This window comes from Breznakiella homolactica (assembly GCF_016616095.2).
Classification (GTDB): Bacteria; Spirochaetota; Spirochaetia; order Treponematales; family Breznakiellaceae; genus Breznakiella; species Breznakiella homolactica.
This window is the reverse complement of the sequence record NZ_CP067089.2, coordinates 1,718,258-1,730,773: the sequence shown is the minus strand read 5'-3', so window position 1 is coordinate 1,730,773 and position 12,516 is coordinate 1,718,258. Positions and strand designations below refer to the sequence as shown.

At 51.6% G+C, this 12,516-nt stretch carries 13 protein-coding genes; 5 read left to right on the top strand and 8 right to left on the bottom strand.

The genetic code is table 11. The annotated features are described in order from the left end of the window. Positions 1-6: 6 nt before the first annotated feature. Complete coding sequence (locus tag JFL75_RS07985) at positions 7-1,221, bottom strand: MFS transporter (protein ID WP_215626155.1); 1,215 nt, start codon at positions 1,219-1,221, stop codon at positions 7-9. 243 nt (positions 1,222-1,464) lie between these two features. Beyond that, the gene (locus JFL75_RS07980; protein WP_215626154.1) at positions 1,465-1,830 is read right to left on the bottom strand and encodes a MerR family transcriptional regulator; all 366 of its coding nucleotides are present in this window, start codon (positions 1,828-1,830) and stop codon (positions 1,465-1,467) included. Between the two features lie 76 nt (positions 1,831-1,906). Here JFL75_RS07980 and JFL75_RS07975 point away from each other — a divergent pair, with 76 nt between their 5' ends. From JFL75_RS07975 to JFL75_RS07960, 4 genes are all read left to right on the top strand, one after another. Then, complete coding sequence (locus JFL75_RS07975) at positions 1,907-2,302, top strand: carboxymuconolactone decarboxylase family protein (protein ID WP_215626153.1); 396 nt, start codon at positions 1,907-1,909, stop codon at positions 2,300-2,302. 148 nt (positions 2,303-2,450) lie between these two features. Beyond that, positions 2,451-3,392, top strand: coding sequence for a hypothetical protein (locus tag JFL75_RS07970; protein WP_215626152.1), 942 nt, complete (start codon positions 2,451-2,453; stop codon positions 3,390-3,392). A gap of 141 nt (positions 3,393-3,533) precedes the next feature. Continuing rightward, positions 3,534-3,998: a YbhB/YbcL family Raf kinase inhibitor-like protein gene (locus JFL75_RS07965; RefSeq protein ID WP_215626151.1), complete on the top strand. Its 465-nt coding sequence runs from the start codon at positions 3,534-3,536 to the stop codon at positions 3,996-3,998. Positions 3,999-4,056: 58 nt separating this feature from the next. Next, a complete protein-coding gene (locus JFL75_RS07960) occupies positions 4,057-4,473 on the top strand; it encodes a VOC family protein (RefSeq protein WP_215626150.1) in 417 nt (138 codons plus the stop codon). A 25-nt stretch (positions 4,474-4,498) separates the two neighbouring features. Here the strand turns inward: JFL75_RS07960 and JFL75_RS07955 are convergent, their stop codons facing one another. From JFL75_RS07955 to JFL75_RS07935, 5 genes are all read right to left on the bottom strand, one after another. Continuing rightward, positions 4,499-5,371, bottom strand: a complete 873-nt coding sequence (locus tag JFL75_RS07955; protein WP_215626149.1) for a class I SAM-dependent methyltransferase — start codon at positions 5,369-5,371, stop codon at positions 4,499-4,501. 9 nt (positions 5,372-5,380) lie between these two features. Next, positions 5,381-6,310, bottom strand: coding sequence for a helix-turn-helix domain-containing protein (locus JFL75_RS07950; RefSeq protein WP_215626148.1), 930 nt, complete (start codon positions 6,308-6,310; stop codon positions 5,381-5,383). Between the two features lie 106 nt (positions 6,311-6,416). After that, positions 6,417-7,064 (bottom strand): hypothetical protein, encoded by a 648-nt coding sequence (locus JFL75_RS07945; protein WP_215626147.1) that lies wholly within the window; start codon positions 7,062-7,064, stop codon positions 6,417-6,419. Between the two features lie 187 nt (positions 7,065-7,251). Beyond that, positions 7,252-8,574 (bottom strand): MFS transporter, encoded by a 1,323-nt coding sequence (locus tag JFL75_RS07940; RefSeq protein WP_215626146.1) that lies wholly within the window; start codon positions 8,572-8,574, stop codon positions 7,252-7,254. 175 nt (positions 8,575-8,749) lie between these two features. Further along, the gene (locus tag JFL75_RS07935) at positions 8,750-11,023 is read right to left on the bottom strand and encodes an excinuclease ABC subunit UvrA (protein WP_215626145.1); all 2,274 of its coding nucleotides are present in this window, start codon (positions 11,021-11,023) and stop codon (positions 8,750-8,752) included. Positions 11,024-11,246: 223 nt separating this feature from the next. Here JFL75_RS07935 and JFL75_RS07930 point away from each other — a divergent pair, with 223 nt between their 5' ends. After that, the gene (locus tag JFL75_RS07930; RefSeq protein ID WP_215626144.1) at positions 11,247-11,501 is read left to right on the top strand and encodes a DUF7660 family protein; all 255 of its coding nucleotides are present in this window, start codon (positions 11,247-11,249) and stop codon (positions 11,499-11,501) included. Positions 11,502-11,626: 125 nt separating this feature from the next. On the opposite strand, the gene JFL75_RS07925 is transcribed toward JFL75_RS07930, so the two are convergent. Beyond that, positions 11,627-12,493, bottom strand: coding sequence for a MurR/RpiR family transcriptional regulator (locus JFL75_RS07925; RefSeq protein ID WP_215626143.1), 867 nt, complete (start codon positions 12,491-12,493; stop codon positions 11,627-11,629). Positions 12,494-12,516 lie beyond the last annotated feature (23 nt).

Here is a 12,516-nt window from a genome sequence, read left to right as displayed (position 1 = left end):
ACGCTGTCAGGAAACCGGCTTATTCGGCTGCCTTTCTGAAAACCCGTAGACCAGCCCTACCAGGGCCAGGAGCCCGCCGCAGACGAGCATAATGGATTCCACCGATACCAGGTCCGCCAGAGGGCCGAAGAGAAGAATAGCCGCGGGCATGGCACTGGAAGAAAAGAGCTGTATCACGGAAAACACCCGTCCCAGGACATCCGCTTCGGTGATCTCCTGGATAAACACCGTCTGAGTTGTGGACAGCACAGGCATGAAGCAGCCCGCTAGTCCCATGATAACGAGATAGACTGTAAAGTTCCAGGAAACTCCCAGGAGACCGAAGAGGATACCGAACGCAATAAGGCAGACCGCCGCGGTCCGGACTTTATTTCTGAACTGACCCTTGAGGGCGACGTATGCCCCTCCCAGGAGTGATCCCACGGTCCAGACCATTTCGTTGGCCGTAAGACGCCAGACCTCGCTGCCGAAACTCCGTTCCACCATCAGGGGTGTGAGCGCCATCGCGGGGGTAATGAGAAAGAACGAAAAAATATAGCAGATGGTGATGTTCCGGAGCTGGCGGTGTCCGAAGGTGTACCGCAATCCCCCCTTGAGATCTTCCCATACGGAAGTTTCCGGATTTACCCGTTCCACTTTTTCAACGGAGATGCGGCTCATCACCAGGATAGCCAGGGCCGCGGTGACCACATCCACGAAGAAAGCGCCTACGATACCCACGGTGCCCAGCAGCAATCCGCCCACTGCCGGGGAAAGAAGCATGAGCACCGAACCCAGGGTCTGGTTGATCCCCTGGATCTGGGTAAGTTTTTCTTCAGGTACGAGCTGAGGGAAAATAGCGCTCACCGCGGGAGTTTGAATTCCCGCTCCGGCGGAACGTACCACCGACGCCATGAGGAGGAGTTCCAGCCGGCGGAAGCCCAGGAGAAAGGATATCGCCAGGGCAAGGGTCGCCAGGGCGATAAAGGCGTCCGCCAGCATAATTAGATACTTCCGGTTGTGCCGGTCCGCCCAGACCCCGCCGAAGAGGGAGATGAGCACCTGGGGAACCAGGGAGCATATTGTGGAGAGCATCATCCAGAAACCGGAAGAAGTTTCCAGGGTGATGTGCCAGATTATGGCAAACCCCACCACCGAAGAACCGAAGAGGGAAATATTCTGGCTCGCCAGAAAATAGGCGATCCTTTTTTTCCAATGCGATTGGTTAATTTTGGTATGCATATAATTCGTCCTCGCTGATTATGGAATACGGAGGAGGACAAGACAAGGAGCAGCAGCGCTGTCAGGCCTTCTCCGGATGGGGCAGGGCGGTGCGGGCAAGTTTGTCCCTGATGACGCAAGCCGCCGCAAGTATTCCGGATATTCCAGCCATGCTGTTAACCTCCTTAAAGATTAGATGATAATTCTACCGGAAAAAACAGCTGTCCGCAAGGGTGCCATTCCGTATGCCGAAGTATTCTATGGTTATTTCCGTTTCTTAATTTCATTCTCATAATACCGGATCTTATCATCAAGTTTCCGGTAATGCCTGTTCAGCTCTTTGATTTTTTTCCCCAGATAGATTTTATGTTTTGTTAACAGCGCGTACCGCTGCCGCAATGTTTTATCGCCTTTCTCACGCAGTACAGCGTATTCCCGTATTTCGGTAATCGGCATTCCGGTATCTTTCAGCCTTTTGATAAATTCTATCCAGGCAATATCCCTTTCATCGTATACCCTTCTTCCGCTCCCATTCCTTTCAGGTTTTAATAATCCTTCTTTCTCATAATACCGCAGTGTATATATTCCGATTGTTGTGATTTCCGAAAATTCGCCTATTGAATATTCCATAATTGTGCTTTTTTCCTTGACCTCGAGTTAACTCTAGATTCTATATTTTAAGTATACCATGTTTTAAGGAGTTTGTATGGAAAAATCCCGTTTTGCCGTGGGTTCTCACAATCTTTCTCAGGTTGACGGTCACGCCGGAAAAAAAGTAATTGCCTCTCTCGCGGATATCGCGCCGGATCTCGGAAAATATATCATTGAGTTCGCGTTCGGGGACATTTACTCAAGGGATGGTCTTTCTTTGGAAGAACGGGAAATGATCACCGTAACAGCATTGCTTGCTTCCGGCGGCTGTGAAGCGCAGTTGGAGGTTCACATCAACGGCTCCCTCAACGTCGGAATATCCCCCAGGAAAATTATTGAAATATTTATACACTGCATCCCTTATACCGGTTTTCCGAGAGTTTTAAACGCGGTTAATACCGCAAAAAAAGTTTTCTCTGAACGGAATATAAAAATGAATGATTGCCCGTAAACCGCCGATTGGGCTGGGGGCATTGTATCCGGGCCGGCGCCATTCCGGGTTTCGGAATCCTCCGCCCGGGATGGCGGTTTTTTACAATACCGGAATGGTTTTTTCCGGTATCTTCAACAATTATTTATTGAAGAAAACAGGAGCAGGTATGAAAATTCTCGATACAGAAGCCTATGGGGAAATCGCGGGGTGGATCCACCGGAACGCCCGGGAACTGGAGCTGAGTCTCTGGCGGTATTTTTTTGAAGAGGGCAGCCGTGAAGCGGTGCTTTCGGCCCTGGAGCCATACCGGAACCATGACGGCGGCTTCGGCCATGCCATGGAGCCGGATAACTGGAATCCGGGATCGACTCCCAACACCTGCCTGTATGCCCTGCATATCCTCGGGGCGATCGGCTTCTGGGATCCGGACAGCCCCCTCTGCGGCGGTATCCTTTCCTTTCTGGAAGAGGCGGAGCAGCCCGGCGGGGGATGGCTTTTCAGTGTGCCGGAAAACGACCGCTATCCCCGGGCGCCCTGGTGGAATTACAGTGAGAAGGAAAACACCGCCCAGGGACCGGGGCTTACCGCGGAAATCTCAGGGATTATCCTCCGTTACGGTGACAGGGAATCAGAACTTTTCCGGCGCGCGCTTTCCAGCGCGGAGATCTTTTTTGCGGATTATGCCCAGGCTGATCCCCAGGGGGAAATGGGGCTTTCCGGTGCACTGTCCCTCATTAAGGCCATCGAAGAACGGAACCTTCCGGTATCTTTCGATTACGCTTCTCTGAAGGAACGGATTCCAGCACTGATAAATAAAACCATCGAACGGGATCCCTCTAAGTGGCAGTACTATACTCCCCGGCCGTCCCTGTTTATTGATTCACCGGAAAGTCCTTTTTATCCGGGAAATGAAGAAATTGTAGCCGCGGAGCTGGACTACCTCATCGAAACCCGGCATCCCGGCGGTGTCTGGGATATCTCCTGGACCTGGTTCGACAATCTTGAAAAATATTCCCGGGAATTCTGTTTGAGTGAAAACTGGTGGAAAGCCTCCAAGGCGACGGAGAAACTTCTGTTCCTTAAGAACTTCGGCAGGCTGGAAAAATAGTCCGGGACAACAAAAAACAGCGCCCGATACATTTTCAAAATGGAAAATGTATATCATAATCTTCTATAGATTGCTGCATGCGGAAAAACTAAACCGCCGCACGTAACGGATATGCGCGGCTGGCAGCGCCAAGGAAAATATATGGAAGAATCGTTCACTGTTTCCAGCCCCGCCTTCGGGAACGGGGAGACCATACCGGTCCGATATACCGGCCGGGGAGAGGACCTGTCCCCGGAGCTCCAGCTTTCCGGCCTGGACCGAGGGGCCCGGTCATTGGCGGTGATCATGGATGACATGGGCCATCCCATTCCGGCGTTCAACCATTGGACCATCTGGAATATTCCTCCTCAGAATGTGATTCCCGGCGGTATCCCGCCCGGTGAACAGACCGATACCCTTGACGGAGCCGTCCAGGGACGGGGCTACGGAAAAAACCGTTACCGCGGACCGAAGCCGCCCTTCAACTGGTCCCATGTATACCGCTTCACCGTATATGTCCTGGATACAGTTCTGGACATTCCGCCTAAATCCCGGAAGCGGGATCTCCTGGCTGCCATGGATGGGCATATTATTCAGCAGGCGAGCCTGGAAGGCCGTTTCCGCTAAAATTCTCCGGATGTGCAATTCTCCGGACACGGAGTTATAGTTAAAAAAAGGAGCTGCCATGAAAATCAGACCCTATCTGACCTTCCAGGGAAACTGCGCCGAAGCCATCGCGCTGTACAAACGGGCTTTCCGTACAGACACAATCCAGGTGATGACCTTCGGAGAGCTGCCGCCAAGTCCCGGCCATTCCATTCCGCCGGAGTTTAAGGACCGGATACTCCAGGCAACGCTGCGTTTCGGGGATGACTTTATCCGGCTTTCCGACTGCGGCCCCGGTATGGACCTGAATGCCCCTGAGTCGGAACGGATATCCCTGGCCATCGAAGCTGATACGGAAATCGTCAGGCACGCCTTTGGAGTGCTCGCCGAAGAAGGCCGTATCGGCATGCCCCTGGCGGAGACCTTTTACAGCCCCTGCGCCGGGGTGGTATTTGACAGGTACGGTGTAATGTGGAACTTCGTGGGGCAAAAGTGAATCAGCCGCAAAGCGGACAGTGTACTTATTCGGAAGGGTTAATTCTTTCCACCCTGGCGGAGGGAATGTTTATCCCGGCCGCGAAGTTATCATAGCGCCGCACACGGTATACAGTCCGGTCGGTAATTTTTTCCATATCCGGAACCGCCGGTACACAGTAAAAACAACCGCCGGGTTTAAGGCTCTCCAGTATCCGGGTGTAGGCTTTCCGGTACGCCGCAGTCTCCGCTGTTCCATGGGCTAAATGGTAGGCCCAGTGATTCGTAAAGGCCATGTGTGAAATTATACTGCCCCAGCACTGTGTTCCGAAATTATACTCCAGCCAGCTGGCTGTACAGATGCGGTGAGGAAAAATTTTCGGAAGAAAGTAATCCAGGCCGTAAGCATCCCTGCCGGCATTGAGGCAGTCCCGGAGAAAAAAGGCATTTTCTCCGCAGCCGATATCCAGTATGGGTTCCGGGAGTTCCGCCGGGTCCATGCGCATAACTGCCTTCTGAACAGCCGTACTGTACTCGGCGCAGAGTTTCTTTTCTTCCGGTTCCCGGTTCTGGGTATGACCTGCCGCGATTGTTTCCAATAAGGCTCTCCGGTGTTCATCCACAATGGTCCCTATATCGTCCGGGGATGCTTTTACGGAAAGATCCCCCAGGCAGACAATAAGTTTTTTGTATAAGGAAAGGATAGTCCGGCATTGGCCGCCGGAAAATCCTATGAACTGGTTGTAATTGATACATTCCCGGAAAAACCAATTGTACAGAGAAGAAGCGTAATCCCGGAGATATTCCTGTGAGTTTATGCTTTTGAGCAGCAGAAGGTTTTCCGAGATAAGGCCGGTGATTTTTGCTTTGGTTGCCCCGCTTTGAAGGTAGGCGCTGAGGGTCACGTGCGTGTCTTCCATGGTCAGCCGTTATTCCTTCAAGGTATTGAGCAGTTCTATTCTGCTGCGGACCCCTGCTTTCTGGTAGAGATTATAGAGGTGGCTGCGTACTGTCGCCGGGGAGATCCCCAGCTCCGCGGCGATTTCCTTATTGGATAATCCCCGGGCAATCATGGGAACCATGGAACATTCCCGGACGGTGAAGCCGAACCGCCGGGCCGCCTCATCGGAGACAGCAATTTCCCCGGCCGGCGCAGGCCGGGCCCGGAGGGAACGGAACGCCGCGGCGATAGATACGCCGCTGCAGATGCAGAAGAAAAGGTAATCCAGGGACAGAGGACCCACGGCAATGGTTCCGTATTGTTTAAAGGCCCATTCCGCCGCGGAAAGAGGCACGAAGAGCAGAAACCCTATACCCCAGCCGCGGATGAGGAATACCACCGCGGGAACCTCTTTACCCAGCGGTGTCAGAATACAGTACAGTCCCAGAAGCAGCATCGTGAGTCCCACCAGACTGTAGGTTACCGCTGAAGGAATTGGCCAGGTTTTCCAGGGCAGGCCCAGAAGGACCATTCCATAAAATAAAGCCGCAAACCCGCTGACCGCTCCCAGCGCCAGGCAGAAAATACGGCAGATCCGGTAAAGTATCCTGAACCGCTGAGTTCCCGGTGCGATCTCCCGGAGAAAGATGAACGCCATGAGATAAAGCCCGGCCTGGATCAGGCTGGATACAACCGCAAGGATCCCCATCGCCGGAGTCGCCGGGGCGAGACCAAGAACGGCATTCAGATAATAATATACCAGGGATAAACCGAGTCCCCCGTAGAATACCAGGTGGATCACCAGGAGTTTCCCGGGGATGGCGCTTCCGGTCCTGATTTTCATGACCGCGAGGCCGGCGGTTCCTGCGGCGCCTCCGGCAAGAAGGAGAATGTACACCGCCAGGGTAATGTGTTCCATACACCCCAAGGATAATACAGCGGCAGGGAAAAGAAAAGATCCCGGAGCCGGTCAGAAACAAGCGCCGGCCCCGGGATTCAGTTTTCTGCATGGCCGGAGCCTCTGTTCAGTCCACTACGGCTTTCCACAGAAAGCGCAGTCCCAGGGCAGCCTCGGCGCCGCTGAGGCCGCCGTTTCCGATTCCCATGATTGTGCTGTTTCCCGCGAACCGGTATCCCCCGCGGAGGTAAAGCCGGAAATGGCGGGACAAGTTGACCTCCGCTCCGGCGGAAAGGGATGCAAAGAAAAACCGTTCCTCATGGGCTGTGTCGTATCCTTCTTTTCCGTCGTCATCACTCAGCCAGCCTACGGTGATACCCCCCAGGGCCGCCCGGATAAAGGGATGGACTGTCCGGGCCGCCAGGGGCATGAATATGATTTCCATGCCGGACATAAAACCATAAGCCCCCGGGGTATCGGCCACGGAGATTCCGAGCTTAGCGTGTTCAAAGTCCGACAGGGGATTGATCCCGCAGAAGGCGCCGATTCCCAGCCACGGGGTAATCTGAATCCCCGCGGAGGCTTCCGCAAGGGGAATAACGTGTTTTCCGGGAACGGCAATACCGCCCCCAAGACCGGCATACACCCCCAGTTCAAAGGCAGGACCTTTCCGCCGTATAAGGGTATCCGTTTCCAGGGTGTCCCCCGCCGCAGTGCCCAAGCCCAGTACCATCATCAGTACCGGTATCCATAGATAAAATCCGGTTTTGTTCATTCTGTAACTCCCATAGTTTTTCCGCCGCTTCCGCGTTTTTTCTGCTTCCGGCGCGGCGTTTCTGCAGTAACTATGGCAAAAAAAATCTTTCCGCGAATCGGAAAAAAGTATGAAAAGGGCCGTTTTTATCTAGGATTTTAGTATCAGAAACGGCCGGAACCCGGAAAAATCCCGGGTTCCGGATGCATTATTGTTTTTGTTCCCGGTTATATTTTTCATCCAGGGTTCTGTACAGCGGATTCCGGAAGGCGAGACAGCTTGCCGCGAATCCGAGGGCGCCCACGATGAAAAAGATGACGGCAATGCCCGAACCTTTCCCAGAACCGAAAAAAAACGACAGTATTTTCTGCAGCGGTGAGGCTGCTGCCATAAATGGTTCAAAAACTTTGTCCGCCAGCACACCGCCGAGGAAAAGGCCCACCGGTATGGTGCTGTACTGGATGGTATCCCGGGCGGAGAAAACCCGCCCCTGCATTCCGATGGGAACCGCGGTCCGCATAAGGGCCGTTAAATTGGCGTTCAGAAAAGCCATGGGTATATTGGACGCGAACGCCGCGCTTATCCAGAAGGGTAGGCTGCGGGTCAAGCTCTGTCCCACATCGCCCAGGAGAAACGAAATACCGCAGGAAAAAAAGATAACTGTAATACGGCTTTTTGCGGGTTTTATGACGGTTACCAGAATACTGCCGGCGAGCGTGCCGAGTCCGACCGCGGCTTCCACCATTCCCAGGGCGATCTGATTATTCCCCGTCCGGCTGAGGACCAGCGCCGGCAGCATGCCGTATCCGCCCATTTTTGAGATGAAGTTGATAAAAGCGAAGAAGAGGATAATACCCAGCAGGGCCTGGTTGCTCCGCAGGAAATGTATGCCTGCCATACAGCTTTTTATAAAAGACTCTTCTGTATTTTCAGCCCCGCTTCTGACCTTTGGAATTTTGATCGCAAACAGCAGTATCAGAAACGCGATTGAAAATGTGGTAAGATCCACAGCGAGGACAGCCTCCAGGCCGCCGAAGGCAAGTACCATACTGCCCATGGCCGGGGCGAGGATCGTCGCTATAGAACCGGACAAAGCCTGCAGTCCGCTGACTTTGATATAGTGTTCCTTGGGAACCAGTAAGCTCGTCGCCACATAGGAAGCGGGATTCTGAAAGGCGTTCATAAAACTAAGCAGAAAATTGATGATATACAGATGCCATATCCGCAGCGACGATGTGAGATACAGCGCCAGTATTGTTACGGTTCCCACGGCCGCCATAAGATCGGCTGCCAGCATGATACGCTTTTTATCCCACCGGTCAGCAATGGTGCCGGCGATAAAACAAAAGAGTATGGACGGTAAAAACGAACAGACCGACAGCAGCGTTACACTGGAAGCCGTACCTTTCTGTCCGTATATCCAGACGATAAGCGCGAAATTGGTCATGGCCGTACCCAGGGTGGATACGGACTGAGAAACCCAGAGAATCAGAAAATCCCTGAGGTCTGAAAATATATGTGATTTCTTCATGGCTTTGCTCCTTCAAATCGTAATAGATTGAAATGCAAAGCCTGATTAGGACGGCGTCATTAAACTGCCGCTCCATGCAATTTCCGTCCTGTATCAGACCTTGCATGGAGCATGGGCAATAGGAAGTTTCAAAACATCACCCCTCGATAGTATAACCAGTATACCGAAGATTCCGTTATGATGCCAGATGCTTTCTGAGATACCGGCCTGTCTCGGAGCTCTTGCATTCGAGCAGCTCCTCCGCGGTTCCTTCAAAGACAATTTTTCCGCCGTTCCTTCCGGCACCCGGACCCAGATCAATAATCCAGTCTGCCCGGGAAATGATATCCAGGTTATGCTCAATGACGATAAGGGTATTGCCCTGGTCTACCAGGCCGTTCAGCACGGCCATAAGCTTTTCAGTATCCGCGGAGTGGAGGCCGGTACTGGGCTCGTCCAGCACCAGGAGCCGGCCGGTGCTGTCCAGGCGTTTGGAGAGTTTCAGCCGCTGACGTTCTCCTCCGGAAAAACTGTCCAGCCGCTGGCCCAAGGTGAGGTAGTCCAGTCCCAGCCGGTGCAGAAGATTAAGTTTCTCCATAAACACACTGTCCCCGGAGAAATCCTCCCGGAAGAAATCCCGCGCTTCGGACACGGTAAGGTCCATCACTTGAGCAATATTTCTTCTATTAAATTCATATTTCAGCACTTCCGGATTAAAACCGGTTCCGCCGCAGACCTCACAGATGGTTTCAATATCTCCCATAAAAGCCAAGTCCAGGCGTTCCATGCCGAGGCCGCGGCAGCTGGGACATGCTCCGCCGCTGTTCCGGCTGAAGAGTCCGGGACTGACCCTGTTTACCCGGGCAAAGAGATCCCGGATATCGCCGAGAAGTCCCAGGTAGGTGAGCAGTGTCCCCCGGACCGTGCCGGTAAAAGCCCCCTGGTCGATGATCACCGCCTCCGGATACTGGAGCGGCATCACCCGGCTTATGAGGGTACTCTTTCCCGAACCCGCCACTCCGGTGACGGCGGCAAAAACCTCCCGGGGTATTTTAACCGTGAGATCTCTGAGGTTGTAAAGCCCGGCGTGTTTGATTTCCAGAAAACCCCGGGGTTCCCGGGGCGTCCGGTTGTATCCCCTGCTCCGGGAGAAGTAACCGCCGGTCTTTCCCGCTGACCGGGCCAGGCCGCTGAAACTTCCCTGATAAACAATTTCCCCGCCGTTCCTGCCCGAACTGGGTCCCATATCCACCACGTGGTCCGCCAGCCTGATAAGGTCCGGATCGTGTTCCACGATTAGCACTGTGTTTCCTTTGTCCCTGATACGGGTGATGATCTCCGCAATGTGGTGGATATCCTTGGGATGGAGTCCGATGCTGGGCTCATCGAATATATAGAGCAGGTCCACCAAACTGCTCCCCAGGTGTTTCACCATTTTTATCCGCTGGGACTCTCCGCCGGAAAGCGTACCGGTCTCTCGGTCTAGGCTCAGATAGGAAAGGCCGATGGCCACGAGATGTTCGAGTTTGCGCCGGAGTTCCGCGGCCACACTTTCAAAGGGGCCGCTGTCTATGGTCTCCGCAAAGGCCAAAAGCTCATCCGCGGGCAGCGCCGCGCAGTCGGCGATATTCATACCGTTAATCCGGCAGGAGAGAACTTTCTTATTGAGCCGTTTCCCGCCGCATTCCGGACAGATTTCCTTGATGATGATTTCCTTGAGGAGCTTCTTCCGCTGGGCGTGCTCCCGGGAATCCTTTTTGAGGAAGGCTTTCTCTATCCGGGGAAAAAGCCCTTCGTACAGTACGGTTTTACCCCAGTCGGAATCGGGCTTTTTGGGTTTGTGCTCTTCTGCGTAAAGGAGTGTGTTCCATTCTTCGGGGGTAAAATCCTTCAGTTTCCTTTCGTTGTCGAAGTATCCTGATTTGGTATACCGGGTGAGCCGCCAGCCTCCTGGCTGGAAGGTTGGAAAACGGATGGCCCCCTCGTTCAGGGATTTTTCTCTGTCGATAAGCCTCTCCGTGCTGATAGTCTGGATATACCCCAGTCCTTCACAGCGGGGACACATGCCCTGGGGATGATTAAAGGAAAACACATGGGAAAATCCCGCGAAGGGCCGGCCAACCCGGGAAAAGAGCAGTCTGAGGTGGGTGTATATATCCGTTGCGGTGCCCACGGTGGACCGGGCGTTGCCGCCCAGACGTTTCTGGTTGATGATCACCGGCACATTGAGGTTTTCGATGGAATCCACCTCAGCGGCGCCCATGTGAACGAGACGATTCCGTGCAAAACCCGATTGGGTTTCGTTGATCTGCCGCTGGGCTTCGGCGCCGATGGTCTCAAAAACCAGGGAAGATTTTCCGGAGCCGGAGACGCCGGTAAAAACGGTGATGCGATTTTTGGGAATCCGCAGGGAGAGATTTTTGAGGTTGTTCTGCCGGGCTCCGACAATAACGATGGCTTTTTCTTCCACGGAAGTTCCTTTGTATGAATGCTGACAGCCAGTATACTGCAGACACTGTACCGGCATCAAACCCCCATGATGGTCCGTTCTATGGCAGTCTGGCTTTACATCTAGTAAAGGTAATAGATTTTTCCCTAATGGGATGATAGTATACAGTAAAATAGTAAAAAATAATTAGATCTGAAAAAATGAAGGTACTTCGATTGCAATAAATTACTAAAGGCTAACTACAATGAAATTATATGAAATAGTCAATAACGTAAGAAGTAAAAATGATTTTGTCCAGTTCATAAAACTATTGAAAAAGGATTTGAAAGATAATCCAGATGAATGGGAAAATGCAGATCTGACCCGTTATTTAAGCGCTATGGCGGCATGGGTAAGTCAAATAGATGGTTACTATATAAATATGGGAGAAAAAACACCAGCGGATATTTCCTGGAATGTTTTTGCAAACATTCTAATGGCCGCGAAAATATATGAATAGAGAAATAGTATGTATTGTGTTTGCGCGGATGATAATTACCGTGCGGACATTTCTGGTTTCTTTCTATATCATTACGCATAAAGCAATTAAAGAGAATCGTTCAGGACTGAAAACATCAGCAACCGCTAATTATTCAAAGCAAGCTTAACAGCGTCTTTTGATTTTTTTATAAACGGAAGCAGTTCTTTGTGGTATTTATTATAAATTGTGTGCTGTAACATACCAATAATAGAAATTTCCATTATACAGACCATGTGCACATACATAATATCATCCGGAACTCTTGAATTAAAACACAAAACAATATCTGAGTTTTTCGCCAATTCGGAAGTCGGAAACCCGGTAAGCCCAATGATATTGGCGCATTTCTTTTTTGCGTTTTTTACCGATTCAACAACCATTTTACCTTCACCGGAGTAGGAAATAGCAAACACCACATCATCACTTTTTAAGTGTTCGGAAGCGGGTATGGAAAACATAATGTCGGAAAACAAATGACATTGAATGCCAATCTGGAGAAATATTTTCTGGGCGTAATACGCGGTTCCCGTTGAGCCGCCGGCGGCAAAAATATAAACCGCTTTAGAATTGTAAATCAGCTTAGCTGTCCGCTCTATCAACTTAGGATCTATAAGATGGTAAACATCCTGCCAAATCTGCTGGCAGTTCACGTTCATTTTTTCCATAATTTCGGAAACCGTATCATTCTCGCAATAAGGTTTAAACTCAATAATTTGCGGTGAAACAAGCCGGTGGCTGATCGAGTACTTAAAATCTGAATATCCCTTAAACCCAAGAAAGTGGCAAAACCTGGTAATGGTCGCCGGATCAACCCCGGTTTTCCTGGCAAGCTGTGTTATTGATAAATGACTGATCTGTTCGGAACTGGAAATAATATAATTGGCTATCTTCTGCTGAGCCGGGGACATTGATGAAAGGAACGACTTTATCCTTGTATAATGGCTGTCATTATTTTCTATGTTACTTTTCATTTTTTACACAATCCTCCTATATC

Coding starts and splice junctions, on each gene's coding strand:
- JFL75_RS07970 (WP_215626152.1), top strand. CDS start 2,451: ATGAAAATTCTCGATACAGAAGCCTATGGGGAAATCGCGGGGTGGATC.
- JFL75_RS07980 (WP_215626154.1), bottom strand. CDS start 1,830: ATGGAATATTCAATAGGCGAATTTTCGGAAATCACAACAATCGGAATA.
- JFL75_RS07955 (WP_215626149.1), bottom strand. CDS start 5,371: ATGGAAGACACGCACGTGACCCTCAGCGCCTACCTTCAAAGCGGGGCA.
- JFL75_RS07960 (WP_215626150.1), top strand. CDS start 4,057: ATGAAAATCAGACCCTATCTGACCTTCCAGGGAAACTGCGCCGAAGCC.
- JFL75_RS07925 (WP_215626143.1), bottom strand. CDS start 12,493: ATGAAAAGTAACATAGAAAATAATGACAGCCATTATACAAGGATAAAG.
- JFL75_RS07950 (WP_215626148.1), bottom strand. CDS start 6,310: ATGGAACACATTACCCTGGCGGTGTACATTCTCCTTCTTGCCGGAGGC.
- JFL75_RS07985 (WP_215626155.1), bottom strand. CDS start 1,221: ATGCATACCAAAATTAACCAATCGCATTGGAAAAAAAGGATCGCCTAT.
- JFL75_RS07965 (WP_215626151.1), top strand. CDS start 3,534: ATGGAAGAATCGTTCACTGTTTCCAGCCCCGCCTTCGGGAACGGGGAG.
- JFL75_RS07945 (WP_215626147.1), bottom strand. CDS start 7,064: ATGAACAAAACCGGATTTTATCTATGGATACCGGTACTGATGATGGTA.
- JFL75_RS07930 (WP_215626144.1), top strand. CDS start 11,247: ATGAAATTATATGAAATAGTCAATAACGTAAGAAGTAAAAATGATTTT.
- JFL75_RS07940 (WP_215626146.1), bottom strand. CDS start 8,574: ATGAAGAAATCACATATATTTTCAGACCTCAGGGATTTTCTGATTCTC.
- JFL75_RS07975 (WP_215626153.1), top strand. CDS start 1,907: ATGGAAAAATCCCGTTTTGCCGTGGGTTCTCACAATCTTTCTCAGGTT.